General features: G+C 66.3%; 24 protein-coding genes. 3 read left to right on the forward strand and 21 right to left on the reverse strand.

What is annotated here, in order from left to right:
• Positions 1–5: 5 nt before the first annotated feature.
• From ACUDCK_RS17215 to ACUDCK_RS17250, 8 genes are read right to left on the reverse strand one after another with little or no spacing between them, the layout of a single operon-like run.
• Complete coding sequence (locus tag ACUDCK_RS17215) at positions 6–659, reverse strand: TetR/AcrR family transcriptional regulator (RefSeq protein ID WP_175166753.1); 654 nt, start codon at positions 657–659, stop codon at positions 6–8.
• Positions 656–1,810, reverse strand: a complete 1,155-nt coding sequence (locus ACUDCK_RS17220; RefSeq protein WP_064525920.1) for a thiolase family protein — start codon at positions 1,808–1,810, stop codon at positions 656–658. The genes ACUDCK_RS17215 and ACUDCK_RS17220 overlap by 4 nt, the downstream gene beginning before the upstream one ends.
• On the reverse strand, positions 1,807–3,660 hold the full coding sequence (locus ACUDCK_RS17225) for an AMP-dependent synthetase/ligase (protein ID WP_175166752.1): 1,854 nt from the start codon (positions 3,658–3,660) through the stop codon (positions 1,807–1,809). Before ACUDCK_RS17225 ends, ACUDCK_RS17220 begins: the two co-directional genes overlap by 4 nt.
• Positions 3,657–4,451, reverse strand: a complete 795-nt coding sequence (locus ACUDCK_RS17230; RefSeq protein WP_054415813.1) for an ABC transporter ATP-binding protein — start codon at positions 4,449–4,451, stop codon at positions 3,657–3,659. The genes ACUDCK_RS17225 and ACUDCK_RS17230 overlap by 4 nt, the downstream gene beginning before the upstream one ends.
• A 40-nt stretch (positions 4,452–4,491) precedes the next feature.
• Positions 4,492–5,673, reverse strand: coding sequence for an ABC transporter substrate-binding protein (locus ACUDCK_RS17235; RefSeq protein ID WP_175166751.1), 1,182 nt, complete (start codon positions 5,671–5,673; stop codon positions 4,492–4,494).
• A 41-nt stretch (positions 5,674–5,714) separates the two neighbouring features.
• Complete coding sequence (locus ACUDCK_RS17240) at positions 5,715–6,752, reverse strand: branched-chain amino acid ABC transporter permease (protein WP_054487154.1); 1,038 nt, start codon at positions 6,750–6,752, stop codon at positions 5,715–5,717.
• Between the two features lie 2 nt (positions 6,753–6,754).
• Positions 6,755–7,633, reverse strand: coding sequence for a branched-chain amino acid ABC transporter permease (locus tag ACUDCK_RS17245; protein ID WP_006386157.1), 879 nt, complete (start codon positions 7,631–7,633; stop codon positions 6,755–6,757).
• Positions 7,633–8,430 (reverse strand): ABC transporter ATP-binding protein, encoded by a 798-nt coding sequence (locus ACUDCK_RS17250; protein WP_420867702.1) that lies wholly within the window; start codon positions 8,428–8,430, stop codon positions 7,633–7,635. The genes ACUDCK_RS17245 and ACUDCK_RS17250 overlap by 1 nt, the downstream gene beginning before the upstream one ends.
• Before the next feature lie 257 nt (positions 8,431–8,687).
• Here ACUDCK_RS17250 and ACUDCK_RS17255 point away from each other — a divergent pair, with 257 nt between their 5' ends.
• Positions 8,688–9,491, forward strand: a complete 804-nt coding sequence (locus ACUDCK_RS17255; RefSeq protein ID WP_175166749.1) for an enoyl-CoA hydratase/isomerase family protein — start codon at positions 8,688–8,690, stop codon at positions 9,489–9,491.
• 21 nt (positions 9,492–9,512) lie between these two features.
• Here ACUDCK_RS17255 and ACUDCK_RS17260 read toward each other — a convergent pair whose 3' ends face one another.
• From ACUDCK_RS17260 to uvrB, 12 genes are all read right to left on the reverse strand, one after another.
• On the reverse strand, positions 9,513–11,615 hold the full coding sequence (locus tag ACUDCK_RS17260) for a TonB-dependent siderophore receptor (RefSeq protein ID WP_054502152.1): 2,103 nt from the start codon (positions 11,613–11,615) through the stop codon (positions 9,513–9,515).
• Between the two features lie 221 nt (positions 11,616–11,836).
• The gene (locus tag ACUDCK_RS17265; protein WP_064525929.1) at positions 11,837–12,727 is read right to left on the reverse strand and encodes a methylglyoxal synthase; all 891 of its coding nucleotides are present in this window, start codon (positions 12,725–12,727) and stop codon (positions 11,837–11,839) included.
• Positions 12,728–12,829: 102 nt separating this feature from the next.
• Positions 12,830–13,024, reverse strand: a complete 195-nt coding sequence (gene iscX, locus ACUDCK_RS17270; RefSeq protein ID WP_020928322.1) for a Fe-S cluster assembly protein IscX — start codon at positions 13,022–13,024, stop codon at positions 12,830–12,832.
• On the reverse strand, positions 13,024–13,365 hold the full coding sequence (fdx, locus tag ACUDCK_RS17275) for an ISC system 2Fe-2S type ferredoxin (RefSeq protein WP_175166748.1): 342 nt from the start codon (positions 13,363–13,365) through the stop codon (positions 13,024–13,026). Before fdx ends, iscX begins: the two co-directional genes overlap by 1 nt.
• Positions 13,366–13,374: 9 nt before the next feature.
• Positions 13,375–15,237 (reverse strand): Fe-S protein assembly chaperone HscA, encoded by a 1,863-nt coding sequence (gene hscA / locus ACUDCK_RS17280; RefSeq protein WP_175166747.1) that lies wholly within the window; start codon positions 15,235–15,237, stop codon positions 13,375–13,377.
• 64 nt (positions 15,238–15,301) lie between these two features.
• Entirely contained in the window at positions 15,302–15,814 is a 513-nt protein-coding gene (hscB, locus tag ACUDCK_RS17285) for a Fe-S protein assembly co-chaperone HscB (RefSeq protein WP_049073189.1), read from the reverse strand.
• Positions 15,815–15,817: 3 nt separating this feature from the next.
• Positions 15,818–16,141 (reverse strand): iron-sulfur cluster assembly protein IscA, encoded by a 324-nt coding sequence (iscA, locus tag ACUDCK_RS17290; RefSeq protein WP_006386172.1) that lies wholly within the window; start codon positions 16,139–16,141, stop codon positions 15,818–15,820.
• A gap of 2 nt (positions 16,142–16,143) precedes the next feature.
• Entirely contained in the window at positions 16,144–16,548 is a 405-nt protein-coding gene (gene iscU / locus ACUDCK_RS17295; protein WP_006386173.1) for a Fe-S cluster assembly scaffold IscU, read from the reverse strand.
• Between the two features lie 33 nt (positions 16,549–16,581).
• On the reverse strand, positions 16,582–17,793 hold the full coding sequence (locus tag ACUDCK_RS17300; RefSeq protein ID WP_049073188.1) for an IscS subfamily cysteine desulfurase: 1,212 nt from the start codon (positions 17,791–17,793) through the stop codon (positions 16,582–16,584).
• Positions 17,794–17,811: 18 nt separating this feature from the next.
• Positions 17,812–18,354, reverse strand: a complete 543-nt coding sequence (gene iscR, locus ACUDCK_RS17305; protein ID WP_026384517.1) for a Fe-S cluster assembly transcriptional regulator IscR — start codon at positions 18,352–18,354, stop codon at positions 17,812–17,814.
• 189 nt (positions 18,355–18,543) lie between these two features.
• A complete protein-coding gene (locus ACUDCK_RS17310; protein ID WP_006386176.1) occupies positions 18,544–19,035 on the reverse strand; it encodes a low molecular weight protein-tyrosine-phosphatase in 492 nt (163 codons plus the stop codon).
• A 248-nt stretch (positions 19,036–19,283) separates the two neighbouring features.
• A complete protein-coding gene (uvrB, locus tag ACUDCK_RS17315; RefSeq protein ID WP_231132971.1) occupies positions 19,284–21,410 on the reverse strand; it encodes an excinuclease ABC subunit UvrB in 2,127 nt (708 codons plus the stop codon).
• Between the two features lie 77 nt (positions 21,411–21,487).
• Here uvrB and ACUDCK_RS17320 point away from each other — a divergent pair, with 77 nt between their 5' ends.
• Together ACUDCK_RS17320 and lexA are read left to right on the forward strand one after the other, a co-directional pair.
• Positions 21,488–22,687 (forward strand): amino acid aminotransferase, encoded by a 1,200-nt coding sequence (locus ACUDCK_RS17320; protein ID WP_049073186.1) that lies wholly within the window; start codon positions 21,488–21,490, stop codon positions 22,685–22,687.
• Positions 22,688–22,843: 156 nt separating this feature from the next.
• Complete coding sequence (gene lexA, locus ACUDCK_RS17325) at positions 22,844–23,494, forward strand: transcriptional repressor LexA (protein ID WP_064525933.1); 651 nt, start codon at positions 22,844–22,846, stop codon at positions 23,492–23,494.
• Between the two features lie 104 nt (positions 23,495–23,598).
• Here the strand turns inward: lexA and lon are convergent, their stop codons facing one another.
• Positions 23,599–26,049: an endopeptidase La gene (gene lon / locus ACUDCK_RS17330; protein ID WP_049073184.1), complete on the reverse strand. Its 2,451-nt coding sequence runs from the start codon at positions 26,047–26,049 to the stop codon at positions 23,599–23,601.
• Positions 26,050–26,140: the final 91 nt, after the last annotated feature.

The following is a 26,140-nucleotide window of genomic DNA, read 5'->3' on the forward strand; positions in this document are numbered from 1 at the left end:
GCGCTTCAGCCCACCGGCCAGCGCCCCGCCCCCTCCGGCAACGTCGGCAGGCTGGCCCGCAGCATCTCATCGATGAACGCGGCGGGGCGCAGCCGGCCCTCGGGCTTGTACCACTGCACCGTCAGATTCATCGCGCCCAGCACGCAACGCTTGATCACGCGCGCATCGCCGCGCAGCAGGCCGGCGGCCACCGCCGCCGCCACTGCGTCCTGCCACATCGCCTCGTAACGGTCGCTCAGCACCTTGACGCTGGCCTGGCTGGGCGCCGACAGGCTGCGCCACTCGTAGACCAGCGCATTCATCGCGTCGCCGCCGGCGCCGTGCAACATGCTCCACATGTGCACGCGGAACAGCGCCGCCAGCCGGTCGGCTGGCGCCGGGTACAACGCCAGGGCCTGGCGGCCGGCATCCAGCACTTCCTGAATGCCGTTGTTCATCACCGCCACCAGGATTTCCTCCTTGCTGCGGAAATGGTGGAACAGGCTGCCGGACTGCAGTCCCACGGCGCGCGCGAGCTCGCGCACCGTGGTGCGCTCGTAGCCGTGCTTGCGAAACAGGCGGGCCGCGGTCAGGATCACTTCGGCGCGACGCAGCGATTCCGCGCCGTCCTCATGCCCGGCCAGCATCGCGCCCGACCCTTGCCTGCCGATCCGATTCATAGGCGTTCGATGATCGTCGCTGTCGCCATGCCGTGTCCGATGCACATGACCTGAAGGCCGAAGCGGCCATCGGTGGCGCGCAGCCCCGCCAGCATCTTGGCCATCAACGCCGCGCCGGTCGCGCCCAGCGGATGGCCGTGGGCGATGGCGCCGCCCCACGGATTGACCTTCGACGGATCGGCGCCCAGCGTTTTCAGCCAGGCCAGCACGACGCTGGCGAAAGCCTCGTTGATCTCGATCCAGTCGATATCCGCCAGTTGCAGGCCGGCGTGCGCCAGGGCGCGTTCGGTCGCGGGGATGACACCGGTCAGTTGCAACACAGGATCCGAGCCGATCGCCACCCGCGCGCGGAACCGCGCCTGCGGCCGCAGCCCGTCGGCCAGCGCCACGGCGCGATCGGCCAGCAGCACCGCCGCGGCGCCATCGGCCAGTTGGCTGGCCTGCGCCGCCGTCACCTTGCCCAGGCCGGGCGCGCGCATGGCCGGCGCCAACGCCGCCATCTTGGCGGGGTCGGCGTGCTCGCGGATGCCTTCGTCGCGCGTCGGCGCGCCAGCCGGGGCCGGCAACAGTTCGGCATGGCGCCCCGCGCTGGCCGCCTGCCAGGCGCGGGCATGGCTTTGCATCGACCAGGCGTCCAGTTCTTCGCGGCTCAACTGCCATTGCTCGGCGATGCGCTCGGCGCTCTCGATCTGGTGAATCAGCGGATAGCGCCGCAATAGTCCGGGGTTGAGCGACTCAAAGCCGCGGAACTCGCGCTGTCCCAGCGTCACGTCCAGGAACATCGGCACGCGGCTCATGCTCTCGACGCCACCGGCCACCACGTAGCGCATATCGCCCGCGACAATCGCCTGCGCCCCGAAATGCACCGCCTGCTGGCTCGATCCGCACATGCGGTTCAACGCCACGCCCGGCACCGTGTCCGGCAGGCCCGCCAGCAGCGCGGCCAGGCGGCCGATGTTGGCGCCCTGCTCGCCCGCCTGGCTGACGCAGCCCGCCAACACGTCGTCCACCTGCTCCGCCGGCAGGCCGGCGCGGGCCAGCACGCCCTGGATGGCAATGGCCAGCAAGTCATCGGGCCGGGTATCGGCCCACCAGCCGCCGCGCCGCCCAAACGGCGTGCGCACCGCTTCCACGATCACCGCTTCGTTCATGCCGGCGTCTCCTCGGCGTACAGCCGTTCGATCTCATCCGCATAGCTGCGATAGATGCTGGCGCGCCGCACCTTCATGGTCGCCGTCACCTCGCCATCGTCATGGTCCAGTTCCTTGGTCAGCAGATGGAAGCGCTTGATCTGCGCCACGGGCGCCAACCCCGCATTGGCGCGCGCCACCTCGCCCGCCACCAGCTCGCGCACCTGCCCGCATTCGGCCAGCGAGCGGAAATGGGTGAAGGCGATGCGCTGCGATTCCGCCCACTTGCCGACCGTCTCGAACTCAAGCTGGATCAGCGCCGCCACGTAGCGCCGGCCGTCGGCGACGATCACGCATTCCTTCACGTACGGACTGCTCTTGACCGCATTCTCGATCTCGGATGGCGTCAGATTCTTGCCGCCCGCCGTGATCATGATGTCCTTCAGGCGATCGACGATGCGCAGTTGGCCGTCCCGCACCGCGGCCACGTCGCCCGTGTGCAGCCAGCCGTCGCGCACCGTGTCGGCGGTGGCGGCGTCGTTCTTGTAGTAGCCCGCGAACACCATCTCGCCGCGCACCTGCAATTCACCCGCCTCGCCCAGGCGCCATTCGACGCCCAGGATCGGCTCGCCCACCGTGCCCCCCTTCACGCGGTCCGGATGCTGGCCGAAGATCATGCCGGTCGACTCGGTCAGGCCATACACCTCCACCAGCGGCACGCCGAGATTGCGGAAGTAGCGCACCACCTCGGGCGCGATCGGCGCCGCCCCCGTCATCGCCACCCGCACGCGCCGCAGGCCGATGAAGTTCTGCAGGGCCCGCAACACCAGCCAGTACCACAAGGCGTAGGTCAGCCGTTCGCCCGCATTGCGCTGGCGCGCCGACTTTTCCGCGAACGGCGCGCAGGCCGCCATGGCCCGCCGATACAGCCAGCGTTGCAGGCGCCCGGCCTCCTGCATCTTGATCGAGATCGACGCGTGCAGCTTCTCCCAGATGCGCGGCACGCCCAGGAATACGGTCGGCGCCACTTCGCGCAGATCCTCCTGCACGGTGCGAATCGATTCACCGAAATTGACCTGCGCGCCCAGGTAGATCGGCACGAAGGTCGACAGCATCTGCTCGGCCACGTGGCACAGCGGCAGGTACGACAGATGCACGCTGCGCGCATCCATGCCCAGCCGCTCGGCAATGCCGGGGGCCACGCCGCGCATGTTGCGGTAACTGAGCATCGCGCCCTTGGGCTTGCCGGTCGAACCCGAGGTGTAGATCATCAGGCCCAGGTCATCCAGCCCCTGCGTGTCCAGCAACTCATTCAACGCCTGCAACCCTTCCGCCTCCAGCCGCTGGCCGTCGGCCTCCAGCTCGGCGAATGCGATGATGCGCGCGCGTTCGGCCGGCGCGTAGGAACGCAGCCCCTTGGTCTCCATCACCACGATGCGCCGCAACAGCGGCAGCCGGTGCGCCACCTGCAGCACCTTGTCGGTCTGCTCCTGGTCCTCGCACACCACCAGTTCGACGTCGGCATGCTCCAGCACATAGCCCATTTCCTCGGCCGGGCTGGTCGCATAAACACCCACCGCCACGCCGCCGACCGCGCCCGCGCCCAGTTGCGCCAACAGCCATTCCAGGCGATTGTCCGCCACGATCGCGACCCGGCCGCCGCGCGACAGTCCGGCGGCCCGCAGCCCCAGCCCCACGCGGCAGGCGCGGCGCCAATACTGCGACCACGACACCGGCTGCCAGATGCCAAAGTCCTTCTGTCGCACCGCGATGCCATCCGGCTGGCGCCGCGCCTGTTCGCGCAGCATCTGCGGCAAGGTCAGCGCCGGCCAGGCCTCTCCGGCCGAGCCAGGGTCGATCGGCCCGTTCATGACAGCCAGCGCTTGCGGCGCTTGTAGTGCTTGATGTCGCGAAAGCCGCGCGCCTCGCCCGCGCCGCCCACGCCCAGGTAGAACTCGCGCACGTCGGGATCGGCCGCGAGCTTCTCGGCCGTGCCGTCGATCACCACCTTGCCCGTCTCCATGATGTAGCCGTAGTGCGCCACCGCCAGCGCCACGGACGCGTTCTGCTCGACCAGCAACATCGACACCCCCTGTTCGCGATTGATGCGGGCGATGATGGAAAAAATGGTTTCCACCAGCATCGGCGACAAGCCCAGCGACGGCTCGTCCAGCAGCATCAGCTTGGGCTGCGCGATCAGCGCCCGCCCGATCGCCAGCATCTGCTGCTCGCCGCCCGACAGATAGCCCGCCAGTCCGCGGCGACGCTCGTACAGGCGCGGGAAATAGCCATACACCAGATCGAAGTCGGCCTTGGCGCCCGGCCTGCCGCTCAGCGCGTAGGTCGCCGCCACCAGGTTCTCCTCGACCGACAGGTCCTCGAACACGCGGCGCCCTTCCATCACATGCGCCAGTCCGGCGCGCACCAGGTTCTGCGGCCGCGCGCCGGCGGTGTCGCCGCCGTCGAACAGGATGCGCCCGCGCGCGAGTTCGCCGTCCTCCAGGTCGAGCAGGCGCGACACCGCCTTCAGCGTGGTCGACTTGCCGGCGCCGTTGCTGCCCAGCAGGGCCACGATGGCGCCGGCCGGCACCGACAGCGACAGGCCGCGCAGCACCTGCACCGCTTTGTTGTAGACCACCTCGATGTTGTTGATGTCCAGCACCGTGGATGGCGACGCGGCGTGTCCGGGATTCACGGGCGCCTCACTGCAGCACGATCCAGTCGGAAGCCGGCACCATCTGCTTCTGCTTGGTATCGGCGCGGTAGATCCGGCCCACCGGAATCGAATTGCCCTTGATGCTGATCGGCACGCCGATCAGCCCGCCGGTGTCGAAGTCCTTGATGCCCTCCAGCGCCGCCTTCATGTTGGCGCTGGTCAGATCCTTGCCCGCCTCCAGCGTGCGCTTGGCCACCTCGGTGAACAGCATCGCCGCCAGGAAGCCCTGCATGTAGCCGGTGCTCTGGTATTGCGGCCGCATCTCGCGGATCTTCTTGAGCATCGGCGCGTCGGCCGTCTCGTCGTAGTAATAGCGGTACGGCATCACGCCCATGAAGCCCTCGGCGTCCTCGCCCATCTGCATCACGGTGGAGTTGTCCATGGTCCAGAACGTGCCCATGTAGCGCGTCTTCAGTCCCATGCGCTTGCCCTGCCCGACGAACTCGGGAATCGGCGCCAGCACGTAGCCATGGAAAATGGTGAAGTCCGGATCGGCGCGGCGCAGCTTGATGACCTCGGTCGACACGTCGACGCTGCCCGGCGGCGTCATGATCTCGGTGGCCACCGTCAGCCCCAGCTTCTGCGCCACCGCGCGCGAGCTGGCGATCGGGTCGCGGCCGAACTCCGTGTCCGAATACACGAACGCCACCTTGGCGCCCGGCTTCTCCTTGGCGATGTAGCGCAGCAGGATGCCGAACATCTCCGTGTAGTCCGGCCCCAGCATGAACTGCGCCGGATACTGGGCCGGGTCATTCAGCTCGGTGGCGAACGACGCGCCCGTCATCAGGATGTTGCCCGAACGGTTCAGCTCGGCATTGATGGTCTTGGAGAACCCGGTCGAATCGCCATAGTAGAAATTGACCTTGTTCTGGCTGGTGATCTTCTTGAAGGCCGCCACCGAAGCATCCACCTTGTAGGCGGTGTCCTCCGGCACGTAGCGCAGCTTGCGGCCCTTGATGCCGCCCTGGTCGTTGACGATCTTGACGTAGTCGGTGATGCCGGCATGGATGCCCTGCCCGGCGAACGCGAACACCCCGCTCAGCGGGATCGAGCCGCCCAGCACCAGGTCCTCCTCGGCCTGGGCCGCCGGCGCCGCGGCCAGCGCCAATGCCACGCCCAAGGGCGCCAGCAACTTCGATAAACCGCTGCCTATCCGGATGCGCTTCATGGTTTCGTCTCCTGGTTCTCTTGGGAATACGCGGCCCCCGTCTAGGTGCGGAATGGCCACAGATGGAAGTAGCGGCGCACGCGGCGCCAGATTTCCGCGAGCCCGTGCGGCTCGAAGATCAGAAAGCCCACGATCAGCAGGCCGAACACAATGGTGCGCACCGGCGAGATCAGCCGCAGGGCATCGCCCCCCACCGGCAGCCAGCCCACCACCAGCTTGAGCAGTTCGGGCACCATGGTCATGAACACGGCGCCCAGGATCGATCCCAGGATCGACCCCATGCCACCCACGATGATCGCGGCCAGGAAGAAGATCGACATGATCAGCGGAAAGCTCTCCGGCGTGACCACGCGGAAGAAATACGCCCACAGGCCGCCCGCCACGCCCGCATAGAACGACGACAGCCCGAACGACAGCAGCTTGTAGCGCAGCAGGTGGATGCCCAGCACCTCGGCGGAAATGTCGCGGTCACGGATCGCGATGAACGCGCGGCCGATGCGCGTGCGGAACAGGTTGGCCGCGCCCAGCACCATCAGCGCCGTCAACGGCACGATCAGCCAGTAGATCTTGAACGACGTGTCCAGATCGATCCCCAGCAGCCGCGCCGGCGGCACCTGCAGCCCGCCCGTGCCGCCCGTGAAGGCCCAATTCGCGAACACGAAGTGCGCGATGAAAGACGCCGCGATGGTCGAGATCGCCAGGTACAGCCCCTTGACCCGCAGCGACGGAATCCCCACCAGCAGCCCGCCCAGCATCGCCACCACGCCGGCGCCAAGCAGATTCAGCAGCACCGGCGTGCCCAGCCGCAGTTCCATCACCGCAACGGTGTACGCGCCCAGCCCCATGAACGCCGCCTGCCCCAGGCTCACCAGCCCGGTGTAGCCCGTCAGGATGTTCAACCCCGTGGCGCTGGCCACGTTGATCGCCACCAGGCACGCCAAGTACAGCCAGTAGGCATCGGCCACGAACGGGAACAGGGCCAGCGACGCCGCCAGCAACGCCAGCCACAGCCGCTGGGTTGTTGTGTCGAACAGCGCCTCGTCGGCCCGGTAGGTCTCTTTCGCGGTCGCGATGCGCATGGCTACAGCCTCTCGATTTCGCGCGTGCCGAACAGCCCGTAGGGCCGCATCATCAGCACCGCCACCAGCACCACGAAGGTCGCCAGCAGTTTGTATTCGCCGCCCAGGTAGGCGCCGGCCCAGGCCTCCAGCAGCCCGATGAAAATGCCCCCCACCAGCGCCCCCGCCACGCTGTCCAGCCCGCCCACGATCACCACCACCAGCACCGACAGACCGAACACGCCCATCGACGACGAGATGCCGCCGATCGCCCCCACGATCACCCCCGACACCGCCGCGATCGCGCCCGCCGCCGCCCACGACAGCGAAAACACCCGCGGCACGTTGATGCCCATCGCATACGCCGCCCCCTGGTCCGAGGCGGTGGCGCGCAAGGCCACCCCGCCGCGCCAGTAGCGGAACACCGCCAGCACCAGCAGCACCAGCGCCAGCGCCACCCAGAAGCCGTAGAACACCTTGGGCGCGACAAACGCCTCGCCCACCATCACCGGCGCGCGCGGCATGAACTCCGGCAGGCGGCGCTGGTCCGCGGTCCAGATCAGTTCCACCACGCCCACCAGGATCGACGCCAATCCCACCGTAATCATGAACACCGAGATCGGCGACTCGCCCAGCATCGGCCGGATCGTCACCCGCTCCACCAGCGCGCCCAGCACGGCCGACAGCGCCACCGCCCCGGCGATCGCCGCCCACACCGGCCAGGCCATGCCGGCGGCAAACGCATAGAACACGTAGGCGCCCATCATCAGGAATTCGCCGATGGCGATGTTCACCACGCGCGTCGCCTTGTAGACGATCACGAACGCCAGCGCCGCCAGCGCGTACAGGCCGCCGCTGCCCAGCCCCGCCAGCGTCACCTCCAGGAAGAACAGGCCGTCCATCAGGCCGCCTCGCGCAGCCGCCGGCGCAGGTCGCCGACGTCACCCGCGCCCAGATAGGCCTTGATGACCTCTGGGTCGGCCTGCACCGCCGCCGGCGTGCCATCGGCGATCACCTGGCCGAAGTTCAGCACCACCACGTGGTCCGACAGGTCCATCACCATGCCCATGTCGTGCTCCACCATCAGCACCGTCACGCCCCACTCGGCGCGCGCATCGAGGATGAAGCGCGCCATGTCGTCGGTCTCCTCGCGGTTCATGCCGGCCACCGGCTCGTCCAGCATCAGCACCCTGGGCTGCATCGCCAGCGCCCGCGCCAGCTCCACTCGCTTGCGCAGCCCGTACGACAGCGCCGCCACCGGCGCATGGCGGATGTGGTCGATCTCCAGGAAGTCGATGATGCGTTCTTCGATATCGGCGCGCAGCGCCATCTCCTCGCGCCGCGCCCGGCCCAGGTAAAACAGCGCATCGAGCACATTGGTGCGCAGGTGGGCGTGGCGCCCCAGTTTGATGTTGTCCAGCACCGTCATGCCGCGGAACAGCGCGATGTTCTGGAAGCTGCGCGCCAGCCCCAGCCGGGCGCGCTCGGGCGCCGCGACGCGCGTGATGTCGCGGTCCAGGAAGCGGATGGTGCCCGCGGCCGGCCGGTAGAAACCCGAGATGGTGTTGAACAGCGAGGTCTTGCCCGCGCCATTGGGGCCGATGACCGTGGTGATGGATCCCGGCGCGACGCGAAAGCCCACGCCCGTGAGCGCCTTGACCCCGCCGAACGCCAACGTGACCCCATCCACCTCCAGCAAGGGAGGGCTATCGGATTGATCCACCTTTGTCTCCTCGCTTTGGTCGCGAAGCTGTTTTTCTATTGGCGGTGAATCAGCGTAGCCCCGAGGCAGGCGATGCGGCGAACCTGTCTTTACCTACGCTGTACAGCGCCGGAAAATCGTTCTATGCGTTACGCTTGCGTGGCGGACGGCGACCGAGCAAGCGCTTGGTTCCGAACATAGCATCGTGGTTTTTGGATCGAAAGTTGGTATTTACCCGATAACGGAGACAAGCCATGAACCCACCCCTTCCGGTCTTTCCCACCCTGCTGCTGGAAGCCGGCGACGGCATCGCCACGCTCACGCTGAACCAGCCCGCCACGCTCAACGCCATCGACGTCGCCATGGCGCTGGACCTGCAGCGCGCCGCCCAATGGCTCGATACCCGCGCCGACATCCGCGTCGTGCTGCTGCGCGGCGCCGGCAAGGCCTTTTGCGCCGGCGGCGACATCACGCTGTTCGAGGGCGACGTCAACGCGGTGCGCGGCAAGCTGCTCGACCTGTTCACGCCCCTCAACGATTTCGTCGCGCACGTCGCGCGCATGGACAAGCTGTGGCTGGCGCAGATACACGGCGTCGCGGCCGGCGCCGGCCTGTCGCTGGCGCTGGCCTGCGACCTGGCCATCGCCGAGGCCGACACGCGCTTCATGACGGCCTACCTGAAGCTCGGCGCCACGCCCGATGCCGGCATGACGCATGGCCTGAACCGCCTGCTCGGCCCGCGCCGCGCGCTCGACCTGCTGCTGCGCCACGACGCCTTCAGCGCCGCCGATGCATTGGGCTGGGGCCTGCTCAACCGCGTCGCCGACACCGGCCTGCTCGCGCAACAGGCGCAGGCCTATGCCAGTCAGCTCGCCAGCCACGCGCCGCACGGCATCGCCGGCGCCAAGCGCCTGCTGCGCAACGCCGCGCACGCCCCGCTGGAAGCGCAACTGGCCGAAGAGACCGCCTGCTTCCTGGACACCGCGCGGCGCGAGGACTTCGCGGAAGGCGTGCGCGCCTTCCGCGAAAAACGCGCGCCCCGCTTCCAGGGCCGGTAAAGCGCGAGCGCGGCGCCCGCGTCAGAACTTGTAGGTGACGCTGGCGATCGCGCTGCGGCGCGCGCCGTACCAGCAATCGCCGCGCGACAGGCACGTCGCCAGATAGGTCTTGTCGGTCAGGTTGTTGACGTTCAAGGCGTAGCGCCAGTGACTGGTCTCGTACGCCATCATGGCGTCCACCAGCCACACCGGCGCCAGCTTGGGCCCGTCGCCATCGCGGAACGACGCCATCCAGCGCGTGCCCGCGCCCACCGTGAAGCGTCCGTCCAGGTTGTCGAGCGCGAAACGGTAACGCCCCCACGCCGCGGCCTGGTGGCGCGGAATGCCCTCCAGCTTCGGATCCAGGTCGATGTAGTTGTAGTGCGCGATCACGTCGAACGACGACGTCACCTGGCCGCGCCATTCCAGCTCCAGGCCGCGCGTGCGCGTCTTGCCGGTCTGGACGTTGTTCAACGCCGCCGTCGGATCCGGCACCAGGCGGTTTTTCTCGCGCAGGTCGTACACCGACGCCGTGGCCAGGTGGCCGCCGTCAGCGGACTGGTACTTGACGCCCGCCTCCCACTGCTTGCCGCGCAGCGGCTTGTACAGCTCGGGCACCGCGCCGTCGGGCGTGTTGCGCGTAGTCCCGGCCACCGGCGTGAATGACTCGCTGTAGCTGATGTACGGCGACCAGCCATTGCTGGCGGCATACATCAGGCCGAAGCGCTTGGTGGTGGCCTGAGCCTTGTCCGCCTCGCCACCCTCAAGCTGGCTGCGCGCGCGGTCATGCCGCAGGCCCGCCGTCACGATCCAGTGCTGACCGATCTTCATCTGGTCCTGCAGGTAGATGCCCGTCTGGCGCTGGTTGAACCTTGGCTCGCCGGTCAGCTCGGGGATATAGCCATTGCCGTACACCGGATCATAGGCATCGATCGTGTCCTTGCCGCTGCCGCTCTCGCGGTCGCGGCGATAGCGCGACCAGTCCAGCCCCAGCAGCAGCTTGTGCGTCACCGCGCCGGTGCTCACCTCGCCCGTCAGATGCTGGTCCAGCGTGTCCATGCGCACCTTGGTGATGGTGTCATCGGCATAGCGGCCGATGATGCGCTGGTTGATCGGATCATCCGCCCAGCCGCCGGGCACCGAAAATGCATCCGCGTAGTGCGTGAAGTACGTCACCTTGTTGTTGGCGTGGCGGAATCCCTGGCTGAACGACCACTTGTCGTTGAACTGGTGCTCGAACAGCCAGCCGAAGCTGCGGCGCTCGGAATCGTAGCGGTCGTGGTCCGGTTCGCCGATGAAGCGATAGGTCGGAATCATGCCGTTCGGATTCGGCGTGCGCATGCCCGACCACGGCATGAACTGCGCGGTCGAACCCGACTTGTCCTTCTGGTACAGCGCCTGCAGCGTCAACGACGTCGCCGCGCTCGGTCGCCAGGTCAGCGACGGCGCCACCAGCGTGCGGTCGTCCGGCACATGGTGCACCTGGGTATCGGCATCGCGCTGCAACGCCACCAGGCGGTACAGCCATTGGCCATCCTCGGTGACGGGCCCCGTCAGGTCGATCTGCGCCTGCTTGCGCCCATGGTTGCCCACCTGCACGCCGACCTCGCGCTGCGCCTCGGCCAACGGGCGCTTGCTGACCATGTTGATCAGGCCGCCCGTGCTGCCCTGGCCATACGTCATGGCCGCCGGCCCGCGCAGCACCTCGATGCGTTCCAGCATATACGGATCGGGGCGGGTCGTGCTGGTGTAATAATCGAACGCCTGACGCATGCCGTCCAGATAGACGTCGACGTCGGTCCCGCGCACCCGCACGCTGTCACTGCGCGAATCCAGCCCATACGCATCGGAACGTACCCCCGCCGCATAGCCGAGCGCCTCCTGCAGGCTGGTGGCGCCCTGGTCCACGATCTGGTCGCGCGGCACCACGGTGATCGACTGCGCCGTCTCGTTCAGCGGCGTATCCGTCTTGGTGGCCGTGGCCGAACGCGTGGCCGCGTAGCCCAGCACCGGGCTGGTCGCCGTCTCGGCGCTGCCTTCCACCTTGACCGACGGCAACGTGGTCGGTTCGACGGGCGCGGACTGCGCGACCAGCGCGGCCGGCAGCAGGCTCAACGCCGCCGCCAGGCTGGCGCGGCGGGACATGGCAGGATCAAACATCGACGTGGCTCCCCTTGATGAATTTTGAAGAGCCAGATGTTAATGTTTCTCGTTATTGAAATGGTTCCTTTTCCCTACGAAAAGAAAGACTTCCCCTGTTTACAACAGACCGCCCACGGGCAGCGCCCCCCAAGCGCTCCGCCCCATCAGGGAAAACGACAATAAAAAAGGCGCCCCAAAGGGCGCCCCGACGGCACGCTGGCGGCTCAAGCGCGCCCGGCGCGCAATTCCACCGCCTTGGCCCAGCGCCGCGCCACCGACGGCGAGGTCGCGCACGTGGCCGACTCCGTCACCACGCGCACCGCGCGTTCCAGCAACTGGATGTCCGCCTCGTGCTGGCGCGCCACATGGGGATCCTCGAAGAAGATGACCCGCTGGCACTGGTGCTCCAGCACCAGTTCCGCGATCTGCGCATCGCCGCCCAGCGGACCGCTCAGGTAGCGGTGCACCCACGGCGTGTCCTTGGGCCAGCCGCGCGACCACGCCAGTTCGTTCAGGCGGCCACCGGTGGTGCCGGTCGCCACGCGTCGCGCAAACTGCGACAGCACGTCGAAGTGCTCGGCCGCGAACGCCACCATCTCGTCCTTGAGCGCATCGTGCGCGATCAACGCCAGCGTCTGGCCGGTGTAATTGAACAGCCGCGACGCCGCCATGTCCGGCGCCAGGCCCGCGTGCACGCGCTCGACTTCCATCCACTCGATGGCGCCGGCCAGCGTTGAAATGAACGGCCGGCCATGCGTGATGCACTGGCGCTTGAGCGCCAGCGCCTCCGGAAAGATCGACGACGGGTCCACCGGATCGATCAGGTAAATCGCGCCATCGAACGGCTCCTGCCCATCGCGCCCTTCGGTGACGCGCGCCACCAGCTTCATCAACCCGCCTTCGCGGCCATACGGATAGCGGATCAGGCCGGAATAGCCTTGCAGCATGCCCTCGCGCACGATGGCATCGTGGGTGCGCCCCACGGTATGCAACTGCACGCCCAGTTCGCGGATGGTGGACGAACAGGCCCGCAGCCAGGTGAACAAGGCGGCGTCGGGCGATTCATGGTGCAGTCGGTTGGCGGCCAGGCCAAAGCGCAATTGGGCAGCGGGCATCGGTAGACTCGGATGGCAAGGACAACGAAAGAGTCTTGATGATACCCCGCCGCCCGCGCCCCCAATGCAAAAACGCTCCCGAAGGAGCGTTTCGCTGGAGGATCAGTCGGCCTCGTCGATCCAGGCCATCTGGATGGCCTCCAGGATCTTCTCGCCGCTGCGTTCCGGGTCGTCATTGAAACCGGGCAAGGCCAGCACCCATTCGCGCAACTGCGTGAAACGCAGCGTCTTGGGGTCGACGTCCGGATGGGCGTCCGCCAGCGCCTCGGCAATCTGGTAGGTATCGGTCCACTTCATCAATGGCCCTCTTTCGCGTGGTTGATGGTGTACTTGGGAATCTCGATCGTCAGATCGGCATCCTCGACCCGCGCCTGGCAAGACAGGCGCGAGGTCGGCGTCAGGCCCCAGGCCTTGTCCAGCAGGTCCTCTTCGTCATCGGTCGCGTCTTCCAGCGACGAATAACCCTGCTTGAGCACCACGTGACAGGTCGTACACGCGCACGACAGTTCGCAGGCATGCTCGATGTCGATGTGATTGTCCAGCAGGATGCGGCAGATCGACACGCCCTTGGGCGCGTCCTCGATCACGGCGCCCTCGGGGCAGTAGTCGGGATGAGGCAATACGGTCAGTTTCGGCATAGCGTCTTATCAGGCGATTTCGTCAAGTTTGCGGCCAGCCAGCGCGGCGCGGATGCTGCGGTCCATGCGGCGCGCGGCGAATTCATCGGTCGCCGCCGACAAGGCCTCGACCGCGGCCTTCACCGCGTCCACGTCCTGCGCCTCCTGGGCGCGACTGGCTGCCTGCAGGCATTCATCAACCCGTTGGCGTTCCTCGGCATTCAGCAGGTCGCCGTCGACCGCCAGCGCGGCCTGCACCGACTCGACCAACTGACGCGCTTCCACCTGCTGCTCGCGCAGCATGCGGGCGCGGGCATCGTTGTCGGCCTGCGCCACGCTGTCGGCCAGCATGCGCGCGACCTCATCGTCGCTCAGGCCGTACGACGGCTTGACCGACACCGCCGCTTCCACGCCCGTGCTCTGCTCGCGCGCGGTCACGCTCAACAGCCCGTCGGCATCCACCTGGAACGTCACGCGGATGCGCGCGGCGCCCGCCACCATCGGCGGAATGCCGCGCAGTTCGAAACGCGCGAGCGACCGGCAATCCGACACCAGGTCGCGCTCGCCCTGCAGCACGTGGATGCTCATGGCCGTCTGGCCATCCTTGAACGTCGTGAATTCCTGCGCGCGCGCCACCGGAATGGTGCTGTTGCGCGGGATCACGCGCTCAACCAGGCCGCCCATGGTTTCGAGGCCCAGCGACAGCGGCGTCACGTCCAGCAGCAGCCAGTCCTCGCCCGGGGCGCGGTTGCCGGCCAGCAGATTGGCCTGCAGCGCGGCGCCCAGCGCCACCACCTGGTCCGGGTCCAGATCGGTCAGCGGCTCGGTGCCGAACATCTCGCCCACGGCGGCGCGCACCACCGGCATGCGCGTGGCGCCACCCACCATCACCACACCGCGCACGTCGGCGGGTTTCAGCGCGGCGTCGCGCAGCGCCCGGCGCGCGCTCTCCAGCGTGCGCTGCACCAGCGGCTGCGCCAGCGCCTCGAACTGCTCGCGGGTCAGCGTGTGATCGATGACCTGGCCATTGGCCAGCGTCAGATTCAGATTGGCGTCCTGCGCATCCGACAGCGCCTCGCGCGCGGCGCGCGCCGCCATCAGCAGGCCGCGCCGGTCGGCGTGCGTCAGATCCTTGGCACCCGCGGCCGCCACCACGTGGTCAACGATGAGCGAATCGAAATCATCGCCGCCCAGCGCGGTATCGCCACCGGTCGAGATCACTTCGAACACGCCCTGCGTCAACCTCAGGATGGAAATATCGAACGTGCCGCCGCCCAGGTCATAGACGGCATACACGCCTTCGGCGGCGTTATCCAGGCCGTAGGCGATCGCCGCGGCGGTCGGCTCGTTCAAGAGGCGCAGCACGTTCAGGCCGGCCAGGCGCGCCGCGTCGCGGGTCGCCTGTCGCTGGGCGTCGTCGAAATACGCCGGCACCGTGATGACGGCGCCCACCAGGTCGTCGCCCAGCACATCCTCGGCGCGCTGGCGCAGCACCGCCAGGATCTGCGCCGACACTTCCACCGGGCTCAGGTCGCCCTGCGCGGTGCGGATGCGCACCATGCCGGGCGCGTCCACGAATTCGTACGGCGCGCGCGTGGCGCGCGCCTCTTCCAGCGAACGGCCCATGAAACGCTTGACCGACACCACCGTGTTCAACGGGTCTTCGGCTTGCTGCGCCAGCGGTTCGCGCCCCGTGGTGACCTTGCCGCCGGGGAAATAGCGCACCGCCGACGGCAGCAGCACGTGCCCCTGCGCATCAGGCAGGACCTCGGCGACGCTGCTGCGCACGGCGGCAACCAGGGAATTGGTGGTGCCCAGGTCGATCCCCACCGCCAGCTTGCGCTGGTGCGGCGCGGGCGATTCGCCGGGCTCGGAAATCTGCAATAAGGCCATGATTGTTTTTTCTACTCAGTAGGCGGCGAAGTCCGGGCGCCCCGCGGCCGGGCCATCCTGGGGACTAGGAATCGGGATGGGCCTGGGCCAGCTCCTGCGCCAGCTTCTCCACGAACATCCATTCCCGCACCTTGAGACCCGCCGCGGCGTAGTCGCGCTGTTCGTCCAGCAGGCGCGTCAACGCGGCGCGCATCTGCTGCCGGGCATCCTCCAGCTCGGTCCGCAGCTCGGCCAGCACGCCGGCGTCATTGCGCGCGTCGTCCATCATTTCGCGCCAGGTCATCTGCTGCATCAGGAAAGCCGTGTCCATCGACGTGTTGCTCTCGGTCTGCAGATCCACGCCGGCCTGCTCGCACAGATAGCGCGCCCGCAACAGCGGATCGCGCAACTGGCGGTAGGCCTCATTGGCGCGCGCCGCCCACTGCATGGCCACGCGGCGTTCCGCGGGGCTGGCGGTGGCAAAGCGGTCGGGATGCACCTGCGCGGCGACGGTGCGCCACGCCGATTCCAGCGCCTGGGCGTCCAGGTCGAAGCGTGCCGGCAAGCCGAACAGGCTGAAGTGATCGTCTCCAGCCAAGACTTACACCGTGAACGACTCGCCGCAGCCGCAGGTCGCCTTCTCGTTGGGGTTGCGGAACTTGAAACCTTCGTTCAGGCCTTCGCGGGCGTAGTCCAGCTCGGTGCCGTCCAGGTAGGCCAGGCTCTTGGGATCGACGAACACCTTCACGCCGAAGCTTTCGAACACCTGGTCTTCGGGCGCCGCGTCGTCCACATACTCCAGCTTGTAGGCCATGCCGGAACAACCCGTCGTCCTAACGCCGAGGCGCAAGCCGATCCCCTTGCCGCGCTTTTGCAAGTAGCGGCCGATGTGGGTGGCAGCCTGTTGGGTCAGGGTAACGGACATGTTCAGCTCGCAACAGCTTCGGCGGGCACCGAATGCTTTTCCTTGTAGTTCTGCACGGCGGCCTTGATCGCGTCTTCGGCCAGGATCGAGCAGTGCACCTTCACGGGCGGCAGGGCCAGTTCTTCGGCGATCTGCGTGTTGCGGATGTTCATCGCTTCGTCCAGCGTCTTGCCCTTGACCCATTCGGTCACGAGCGAGCTGGAGGCGATGGCCGAGCCACAGCCGTAGGTCTTGAAGCGCGCGTCCTCGATGACGCCGGCTTCGTTCACCTTGATCTGCAGCTTCATGACGTCGCCACAGGCAGGGGCGCCGACCATGCCGGTACCCACCGAGTCGTCCGACTTGTCGAACGAACCGACGTTGCGCGGGTTTTCGTAGTGATCCAGGACTTTGGTGCTGTAAGACATGTTAGTTCTCCACGTATTCTTTGGCGCGGGCGCTCAGTGCGCGGCCCATTGCACGGTATTCAGATCGATGCCTTCCTTGGCCATTTCCCACAGCGGCGACATATCGCGCAGCTTGCCGACGCGGCTCTTGAGCAGTTCGATGGTGTAGTCCACTTCCTGCTCGGTGGTGAAACGGCCCAGCGTGAAGCGGATCGAGCTGTGCGCCAGCTCGTCGTTGCGGCCCAGGGCGCGCAGCACGTAGGAAGGTTCCAGGCTGGCCGAGGTGCAGGCCGAGCCGCTCGAGACGGCCAGTTCCTTGATCGCCATGATCAGGGACTCGCCTTCGACATAGTTGAAGCTGACGTTCAGGTTGTGCGGCACGCGCTGGTCCATGTCGCCGTTGAGGTAGACCTCTTCGATCTGCGACAGGCCGGCCCAGAGGCGATCACGCAGCATGCGGATGCGCTCGTTCTCGGTGCCCATTTCCTCGCGGGCCAGGCGGAAGGCCTCGCCCATGCCGACGATCTGGTGCGTGGCCAGCGTGCCCGAACGGAAACCGCGTTCGTGGCCGCCACCGTGCATCTGCGCCTCGATGCGCACGCGCGGCTTGCGGCGCACGTACAGCGCGCCGATGCCCTTGGGGCCGTAAGTCTTGTGCGCCGAGAACGACATCAGGTCGACCTTCAGCTTCTGCAGGTCGATCTCGACCTTGCCGGTGGCCTGCGCGGCGTCGACGTGGAAGATGATGCCCTTCTCGCGGCAGATCTCGCCCAGGGTTTCGATGTCCTGGATGACGCCGATTTCGTTGTTCACCATCATCACCGACACCAGCACGGTGTCGGGACGCAGCGCCGCCTTGAAGACATCCAGGTCGATCAGGCCGTTGTCCTTGACGTCCAGGTAGGTCACCTCGAAGCCCTGGCGCTCCAGTTCACGACAGGTGTCGAGCACGGCCTTGTGCTCGGTCTTGATGGTGATGATGTGCTTGCCGCGCTCGGCATAGAAGTTGGCGGCGCCCTTGATGGCAAGGTTATCCGACTCGGTGGCGCCGGAGGTCCAGACGATTTCACGCGGATCCGCGTTCACCAGCTTGGCGACTTCCTCGCGGGCGCGTTCGACGGCCTCCTCGGCTTCCCAGCCGAACGAGTGACTGCGCGACGCGGGATTGCCGAAGCTCTCGTACAGCCACGGGATCATTTTTTCGACGACGCGCGGGTCGACGGGGGTCGTGGCCGAGTAATCCAGATAGATCGGGCGGGTGGTCATCTCTACAACTCCTACTGCTTATACGGTGGCATTGGCCGCGACGGTGGTGGTCGGGGCGTTGGCGGCGTTATTGGCGCCTCCCACCCGATTCACGCGCACCGCGCAGGCCTGCGCTTGATTGTTGGCTTCCTGCAATTGGCGCACACGCTGCTGATCGACCAGATCCTGCAGCGACACCGAATCCAGGTAATCGACCATCTTGCGATTCAGCGTGGCCCAGAGCTCATGCGTCATGCACTTGCCAGGCTTGCCGTCGTTGCCGCTCGTACAGTCCCGCTTGCCGCCGCAGCTAGTGGCGTCCAGCGGCTCATCGACGGCGAAGATGATGTCGGCCACGGTCACGTTGCGCGCCAGGCGGGCAAGCGAGTAACCGCCGCCCGGGCCCCGCACGCTGTCCACGAGTTCGTGGCGGCGCAGTTTCCCGAACAGCTGTTCCAGATAGGAAAGCGAAATATTCTGACGCTGGCTGATGGCCGCAAGAGTGACCGGGCCGCTATGCTGCCGCATAGCCAGATCGATCATGGCAGTCACGGCGAAACGCCCTTTGGTAGTTAGCCGCATGGTGAATTCCCTGTGATTCGGCAATGGCCGCCGGCGAATCCGACGGTCAATACCCGAGTAATTGGCTCAAGTATAGCAAATTCCCGAGTAATTTGGTATGGCTCCCGGCTAGAAAAAACCGCGCTGTCGCGCGGTTTTTTCACTACCAATCGCCAGGCGCCCCACAGGACGCCCCGGCGCACAGGAGGCTCAAGCCGCCTGGTATTGGGTAGCGCGCTTACGGACCAGTTCAAGCACGCCCTGACAGGCGTCTTCGAGGTAGTCAAGCACCTTGCCAAAACCGTCGGCGCCGCCGTAGTACGGATCGGGCACGGTCGCCTCTTCGAACTCGTTGGCGAAACGCATCAACAGCATCAGCTTGTGCTGGTACGCCTTGGGGCACTGCTGCTGCATGGCGGACAGGTTGTCCCAATCCATGGCGAGGATGAGGTCGAAGTCGCGGAAGTCTTCCGCGGTGACCTGGCGGGCCTCGCAGTGCGTGATCTCGTAGCCGCGCTTGCGCGCTGCGGCCTGCGCCCGGGCATCAGGCGCCTCGCCGATGTGAAACGCGTGCGTGCCCGCGGAGTCGATGCGAACCACATCGCCCAAACCCGCGTCGTTCACCAAATGGCGAAACACGCCCTCTGCGCTCGGCGAGCGACAGATATTGCCCATGCAAACGAAAAGTACCTTGGTCATCATGGGAGTAAGTGTGCGGGAAAACCCGAGATAAGGCAAGCTTTTTTTGCGTTTTCGCCATCCGTTACACGCTGGGCCACCGCCTTAAATAATCATTATAAATCATATAGTTAACAACTATATTTGAGGCTTTCCGGAGGGCCTGGGACGGATCCCTTGCGCAAATTTCGGACGCCCGCTGACAACATGATGACTTTTCCCAATATTCAGCACACTGTCAGCGCAGAGACACATTTAGATACCGATTTACCTCATACCGCGCCATCCAGCAGCACGCGCTGCTTGAGCGCCGTCAGCGCATCCCGGGCGGCCGCGGCCTGCTCGAACTCCAGATTGCGCGCATGGTCCATCATCAGCTTTTCCAGGCGCTTGATCTCGCGGGCCAGGGCCTTTTCGTCCTTGAGCAGCTCAGCCGGAACCGCGGCTTCCAGCGCGTCGTGCTGCACCGGGGCGACGATGCCGTCGATCAGCTCGCGCACGGCCTTCTGCACGCCGCGCGCGGTGATGCCGTGATCGGCATTGAACTGCAACTGCTTGGCGCGGCGACGGCTGGTTTCCTCCATGGCGCGCTGCATCGAATCGGTGATGCGGTCGGCGTACAGGATGGCATGGCCGTTCAGGTTGCGCGCGGCGCGTCCGATCGTCTGGATCAGGCTGCGCTCGGAACGCAGGAAGCCTTCCTTGTCCGCATCCAGGATGGCAACCAGCGACACTTCCGGAATGTCCAGCCCCTCTCGCAGCAGGTTGATGCCCACCAGCACGTCGAACGTGCCCAGGCGCAGGTCGCGGATGATTTCCACGCGCTCGACCGTATCGATGTCCGAGTGCAGGTAACGCACCCGCACCCCGTGCTCGGTCAGGAAGTCGGTCAGGTCCTCGGCCATGCGCTTGGTCAGCGTGGTGACCAGCACCCGCTCTCCCTGGCTGGTGCGCGCCTTGATCTGTCCCAGCAGGTCATCGACCTGGGTGCGCGCCGGCAACACCTCGACGATCGGATCGACCAGGCCGGTGGGACGCACCACCTGCTCGACCACGTTGTCGGCGTGCTCCTTTTCGTACGCCGCGGGCGTGGCCGACACGAACACGCACTGGCGCATGCGCGCCTCGAATTCCTCGAGCTTGAGCGGCCGGTTGTCCAGCGCCGACGGCAGCCGGAAGCCATACTGCACCAGGGTTTCCTTGCGCGAGCGGTCACCCCGGTACATGGCGCTGAGCTGGCCGATGGTGACGTGGCTCTCGTCGATGAACATCAGCGCATCGGCGGGCAGATAGTCGATCAGCGTGGGCGGCGGCTCCCCCGGCGCGGCGCCGGACAAGTGGCGCGAGTAGTTCTCGATGCCCTTGCAGAAACCCAGTTCCTGCAGCATTTCCAGGTCGAAGCGGGTGCGTTGCTCAAGCCGCTGGGCCTCGACCAGGTGGCCGTCGTCGACGAAGCGCTTGGTGCGTTCGCGCAACTCCTCCTTGATAGTCTCGATGGCGCGCAGCACCGTATCCCGCGGCGTGACGTAGTGCGAGCCGGGGTAGACGGTGAAGCGCGGCAGCTTCTGGCGGATGCGGCCGGTCAGCGGATCGAACAGCTCGAGGCTTTCGATTTCGTCGTCGAACAGTGTCAGGCGCAGCGCCAGCTCGGCGCTTTCCGCCGGGAAGATGTCGATGGTCTCGCCGCGCACGCGGAACACGCCGCGCGTGAATTCGGCGTCGTTGCGGGTGTACTGCATGGCCACCAGCCGCGCCAGGATCTCGCGCCTCGAGATCTGGTCGCCGGCGCGCAGGATCAGCACCATCGCGTGGTAGTCGCCGGGGTTGCCGATACCGTAGATGCACGACACGGTGCCAACGATGATGGTGTCGCGCCGTTCCAGCAGGCTCTTGGTGGCCGACAGGCGCATCTGCTCGATGTGCTCGTTGATCGACGAGTCCTTTTCGATGAACAGGTCGCGCGTCGGCACATAGGCCTCGGGCTGGTAGTAGTCGTAGTACGAGACGAAGTACTCCACCGCGTTCTTGGGAAAGAACTCGCGCATTTCCGCGTACAACTGCGCGGCCAGCGTCTTGTTGGGCGCCAGCACCAGCGCCGGCCGCCCCAACTGGGCGATGACGTTGGCCATGGTGTAGGTCTTGCCCGAGCCGGTCACGCCCAGCAGGGTCTGGTACATCAGGCCGTCCTGCACGCCCTGGACCAATCCTTCGATGGCGCCCGGCTGGTCGCCGGCGGGCGGATAGGGTTGGTAGAGGTGGAACGGGCTGCCGGGGTAATCGACGTACCCCGGGCCAGGGGCCGCCGCGACAGCGCCAGGGGCCACATCGGCCGCCCCGTCAGTGACGGAGCCAACGGCTGCGGCACCCGCCGCGCTCGGGTCTATTGCGCTCTTAGGCATGCTAGACTGTTCCCAGGGTAAACCCCCCATTATCCACAGCACTTCCGACTGCGTCCACTCACCCTCAGCAGAGTCCCATGAGCACCCTTTTCGATTCCGTCGAACTCGCGCCGCGCGACCCCATTCTTGGTCTGAACGAACAATACAACGCGGACACCCGCCCCGGTAAAGTCAATCTGGGCGTGGGCGTGTACTACGACGACCAGGGTCGCATTCCCCTGCTGGGCGCCGTGCGCAAGGCGGAAATCGCCCGCATCGAGGCCGCCGCCGCCCGCGGCTACCTGCCGATCGAAGGCATCGCCGGCTACAACCAGGGCGCGCAAGCCCTGCTGATCGGCAAGGATTCCCCGCTGGCCGCTGCCGGCCGCGTCCTGACCACCCAGGCCCTGGGCGGCACCGGCGCGCTCAAGATCGGCGCCGACTTCCTGCGCCAGTTGCTGCCGACCTCCAAGGTCCTGATCAGCGATCCGAGCTGGGAAAACCACCGCGCGCTGTTCGAACGCGCCGGTTTCGAAGTCGGCACCTACGCCTACTACGATGCCGCCACCCGCGGCCTGAACTTCGACGGCATGCTGGCCGCCCTGAAGGCCGCGCCGGCCAACACCGTGGTCGTGCTGCACGCCTGCTGCCACAACCCCACCGGCGTCGACCCGACCTTCGACCAATGGAAGCAGATCGCCGCGGTCGTCAAGGAAAACAAGCTGGTGCCGTTCCTGGACATCGCCTACCAGGGCTTCGGCGAAGGCCTGCGTGAAGACGCCGCGGTCGTGCGCCTGTTCGCCGACCTCGACCTGACCATGTTCATCAGCTCGTCGTTCTCGAAGTCGTTCTCGCTGTACGGCGAGCGCGTCGGCGCCCTGACGGTCGTGGCCGGCAGCAAGGACGAAGCCACCCGCGTGCTGAGCCAGCTCAAGCGCGTCATCCGCACCAATTACTCCAATCCGCCCACCCACGGCGGCACGATCGTCTCCACCGTGCTGAACTCGCCCGAGCTGTTCGCCATGTGGGAAGAGGAACTCGGCGCCATGCGCGACCGCATCCGCCTGATGCGCAAGCAGTTGGTCGAGAAGATCAAGGAACACGGCGGCAAGCAGGACTTCAGCTTCGTGCTGCAGCAGCGCGGCATGTTCTCGTACTCGGGCCTGACCTCGGCCCAGGTCGACCGCCTGCGCGAAGAGCACGGCGTCTACGCCGTCTCCAGCGGCCGCATCTGCGTTGCCGCGCTCAACAGCGGCAACATCGACCAGGTGGCCAAGGGCATCGCCGCGGTACTGTAAGACGCGCCGACAGCGGCACCTCCAAACGGGACCTGCGGGTCCCGTTTTTATTGCCTGTCACAAAACCGCGTTGGATCAACGCTTGCATTTTTGCGTTATGTCCCCCAGAATGCCGCTGTATATATGTACAGTCCGACTCACAAACGGATCACCGCCATGGCCAGCAAACTCACTGATCGTCAACAGCAAATCCTGGACCTCATCCGGCAGACCGTCGCGCGTACCGGCTTTCCGCCCACCCGCGCCGAGATCGCCCAGGCCCTGGGTTTCCGCTCGCCCAATGCGGCCGAAGACCATCTGAAGGCCCTGGCCCGCAAGGGCGCCATCGAGCTCACCGCCGGCGCCTCCCGCGGCATCCGCCTGAAGGACAACTCGCCGACACCGTCGCAGGCGCCCTTGCCCCTGCCCGGCCTGGCGCAGCTACTGCTGCCGCTGGTGGGGCGCGTGGCGGCAGGCAGCCCGATCCTGGCCGCGGAACATGTCGAGCGCGAGATCGGCGTCGATACCAGCCTGTTCGCGCAGACGCCCGATTACCTGCTCAAGGTGCGCGGCATGAGCATGCGCGACGCCGGCATCCTCGAAGGCGACCTGCTGGCCGTCAAGAAGGCTTCCGAGGCTCGCAATGGCCAGATCGTGGTCGCGCGGCTCGGCGACGACGTCACCGTCAAGCGCCTGCAACGCCAGAACGGCCGCATCGAACTGCTGCCCGAGAATCCGGACTTCAGCGTCATCGTGGTCGAGGCCGACCAGGAATTCGCGCTGGAAGGCATCGCGGTCGGGTTGATCCGCCCGCACACGCTGCACTGACCCACTGCTTCCGATCCGGCGCCACGGACGCGCCAAAAAAGAAACCCCGCTTGCGCGGGGTTTCTTTTTGCGAGCACCCCTCGCGGGGCGCCTCGGGCCAGGCATCAGTGCTTGAGCACCGGATCCGTCGAACCCGGCTCGGCCGGCTTGGCGACCAGCGGCTCCTTGACCGCTTCGTCTTCAGCCAGCGGCTCCGGCAGGCGTTCCAGGGCCAGTTCCAGCACCTTGTCGATCCAGCGGACCGGCACGATCTCGAGATGGTTCTTGACGTTGTCCGGGATCTCCGCCAAATCCTTGACGTTTTCTTCCGGGATCAAGACCGTCTTGATACCACCGCGATGGGCGGCCAGCAGCTTTTCCTTCAGGCCGCCGATCGGCAGGACTTCGCCACGCAGCGTGATCTCGCCGGTCATGGCGACGTCGGCGCGCACCGGGATGCGCGACAGGGCCGACACCATGGCCGTGGTGATCGCGATACCGGCGGACGGACCGTCCTTGGGCGTCGCGCCTTCCGGCACGTGCACGTGCATGTCGTGCTTCTCGAACACGCTGTCGGCAAAGCCCAGGCGACGCGCCCGCGAGCGCACCACCGTGCGGGCCGCCTCGACCGATTCCTTCATCACGTCGCCCAGCGAACCGGTGCGTTGGATCACGCCCTTGCCAGGCATGTCCGCCACTTCGATCGTGAGCAGGTCGCCACCGACTTCCGTCCAGGCCAGGCCGGTCACCTGACCGATCTGGTTTTCCTTTTCGGCCATGCCGAAGGTGTAGCGGCGCACGCCGAGGTAGTCGCTGAGGTTCTCGCCCGTGACGTTGACCGGCTTGAGTTCGAAGGTCTTGCCTTCGGCCTTGGCGCGGTCGCTCTGGGTGAGCAACTGCTTGATCACCTTGCGGCAGATCTTGCCCACTTCGCGCTCGAGCGCGCGCACGCCGGCTTCGCGGGTGTAGTAGCGCACGATGTCGCGCAGCGCGCTGTCATCGACGGTCAGCTCGGTATCCTTGACGCCGTTGTTCTTCATCAGCTTGGGCAGCAGATGGTCGCGGGCGATGTGGATCTTTTCTTCCTCGGTGTAGCCCGACAGGCGGATCACTTCCATCCGGTCCAGCAGGGCCGGCGGAATGTTCAGCGTGTTGCTGGTGGCCACGAACATGACGTCCGACAGGTCGAAGTCCACTTCGATGTAGTGGTCCTGGAACGTGTGGTTCTGTTCCGGGTCCAGCACTTCGAGCAGCGCCGACGAGGGATCGCCGCGGAAATCCATGCCCAGCTTGTCGATTTCATCGAGCAGGAACAGGGGATTGCGCACGCCGACCTTCGACATGTTCTGGACGATCTTGCCGGGCATCGAGCCGATGTACGTACGGCGGTGGCCACGGATCTCGGCCTCGTCGCGCACGCCGCCCAGGGCCATGCGCACGAACTTGCGGTTCGTGGCCTTGGCGATGGACTGGCCCAGCGAGGTCTTGCCGACCCCGGGAGGACCGACCAGGCACAGGATCGGCGCCTTGACCTTGTCCACGCGCTGCTGCACGGCGAGATATTCGAGGATGCGTTCCTTCACCTTCTCCAGGCCGTAGTGGTCGTTGTCGAGCACCGTTTCGGCGTTGGCGATGGAGTTGTTGATCTTGCTCTTTTTCCTCCAGGGGAGGTTGATGAGCGTATCGATGTAGTTGCGCACCACGGTGGCTTCGGCCGACATGGGCGACATGAGCTTGAGCTTCTTGAGCTCGGCATCGGCCTTCTTGCGCGCCTCCTTGGGCATGTGCGCGGCGATGATCTTCTTTTCGAGCTCCTCGATGTCGGCGCCCTCTTCGCCCTCGCCCAACTCCTTCTGAATGGCCTTGACCTGCTCATTCAGGTAGTAGTCGCGCTGGCTCTTTTCCATCTGCTTCTTCACGCGGCCGCGGATCCGCTTTTCGACCTGAAGGATGTCGATTTCGGTTTCCAACTGCGTGAGCAGGCCTTCGAGGCGCTCGGAGGTGCCGACGATCTCGAGCATCTTTTGCTTCTGCTCGAGTTTCAGCGGAAGATGCGCGGCGATCGTGTCGGCCAGGCGGCCGGCGTCATCGATGCCGGCGAGCGAGGTCAGGATCTCCGGGGGGATCTTCTTGTTGAGTTTTACGTATTGCTCGAACTGGGCGACGATCGCACGGCGCAGGGCCTCGGTCTCGGAGCCCTGGACGGCGTCCGGCTCGATCGGGGTGACCTGGCAGGTGAAGTGCGAGTCGGCGTCTTCGATGCTGTTGATGCGGGCGCGCTGGGTGCCTTCGACCAGCACCTTGACGGTGCCGTCGGGCAGCTTGAGCATCTGCAGGATGCCGGCGACGCAGCCGATCTCGTAGACGTCTTCAGGGGTGGGATCATCCTTGCCGGCGGACTTTTGGGCCACCAGCATGATGCTCTTGCCCGCTTCCATCGCAACCTCGAGCGCGCGGATAGAGCGCGGACGGCCGACGAACAGCGGGATGACCATGTGCGGGAACACCACGACGTCGCGCAGCGGCAGCAGGGGAAGGTCGATCGGGTCGGAAGGCAGGGTCTGGCTGGCAGACATAGGAGGTTCCTCGGTATGACTCGGCGTATCGGGGACAGGATGACCGGGTATACCCGGACAGCCCCGTCAGTTACGTCTGTTATGGGAACAA

Source organism: Achromobacter sp. CF-sbj1-Ac2-l (assembly GCF_052698165.1).

Coding starts and splice junctions, on each gene's coding strand:
- uvrB (WP_231132971.1), bottom strand. CDS start 21,410: ATGCCTAAGAGCGCAATAGACCCGAGCGCGGCGGGTGCCGCAGCCGTT.
- ACUDCK_RS17320 (WP_049073186.1), top strand. CDS start 21,488: ATGAGCACCCTTTTCGATTCCGTCGAACTCGCGCCGCGCGACCCCATT.
- ACUDCK_RS17215 (WP_175166753.1), bottom strand. CDS start 659: ATGAATCGGATCGGCAGGCAAGGGTCGGGCGCGATGCTGGCCGGGCAT.
- ACUDCK_RS17225 (WP_175166752.1), bottom strand. CDS start 3,660: ATGAACGGGCCGATCGACCCTGGCTCGGCCGGAGAGGCCTGGCCGGCG.
- ACUDCK_RS17220 (WP_064525920.1), bottom strand. CDS start 1,810: ATGAACGAAGCGGTGATCGTGGAAGCGGTGCGCACGCCGTTTGGGCGG.
- iscA (WP_006386172.1), bottom strand. CDS start 16,141: ATGTCCGTTACCCTGACCCAACAGGCTGCCACCCACATCGGCCGCTAC.
- ACUDCK_RS17255 (WP_175166749.1), top strand. CDS start 8,688: ATGAACCCACCCCTTCCGGTCTTTCCCACCCTGCTGCTGGAAGCCGGC.
- ACUDCK_RS17235 (WP_175166751.1), bottom strand. CDS start 5,673: ATGAAGCGCATCCGGATAGGCAGCGGTTTATCGAAGTTGCTGGCGCCC.
- ACUDCK_RS17245 (WP_006386157.1), bottom strand. CDS start 7,633: ATGGACGGCCTGTTCTTCCTGGAGGTGACGCTGGCGGGGCTGGGCAGC.
- ACUDCK_RS17265 (WP_064525929.1), bottom strand. CDS start 12,727: ATGCCCGCTGCCCAATTGCGCTTTGGCCTGGCCGCCAACCGACTGCAC.
- hscA (WP_175166747.1), bottom strand. CDS start 15,237: ATGGCCTTATTGCAGATTTCCGAGCCCGGCGAATCGCCCGCGCCGCAC.
- iscU (WP_006386173.1), bottom strand. CDS start 16,548: ATGTCTTACAGCACCAAAGTCCTGGATCACTACGAAAACCCGCGCAAC.
- ACUDCK_RS17260 (WP_054502152.1), bottom strand. CDS start 11,615: ATGTCCCGCCGCGCCAGCCTGGCGGCGGCGTTGAGCCTGCTGCCGGCC.
- lexA (WP_064525933.1), top strand. CDS start 22,844: ATGGCCAGCAAACTCACTGATCGTCAACAGCAAATCCTGGACCTCATC.
- fdx (WP_175166748.1), bottom strand. CDS start 13,365: ATGCCGAAACTGACCGTATTGCCTCATCCCGACTACTGCCCCGAGGGC.
- iscX (WP_020928322.1), bottom strand. CDS start 13,024: ATGAAGTGGACCGATACCTACCAGATTGCCGAGGCGCTGGCGGACGCC.
- iscR (WP_026384517.1), bottom strand. CDS start 18,354: ATGCGGCTAACTACCAAAGGGCGTTTCGCCGTGACTGCCATGATCGAT.
- ACUDCK_RS17240 (WP_054487154.1), bottom strand. CDS start 6,752: ATGCGCATCGCGACCGCGAAAGAGACCTACCGGGCCGACGAGGCGCTG.
- ACUDCK_RS17310 (WP_006386176.1), bottom strand. CDS start 19,035: ATGATGACCAAGGTACTTTTCGTTTGCATGGGCAATATCTGTCGCTCG.
- lon (WP_049073184.1), bottom strand. CDS start 26,049: ATGTCTGCCAGCCAGACCCTGCCTTCCGACCCGATCGACCTTCCCCTG.
- ACUDCK_RS17300 (WP_049073188.1), bottom strand. CDS start 17,793: ATGACCACCCGCCCGATCTATCTGGATTACTCGGCCACGACCCCCGTC.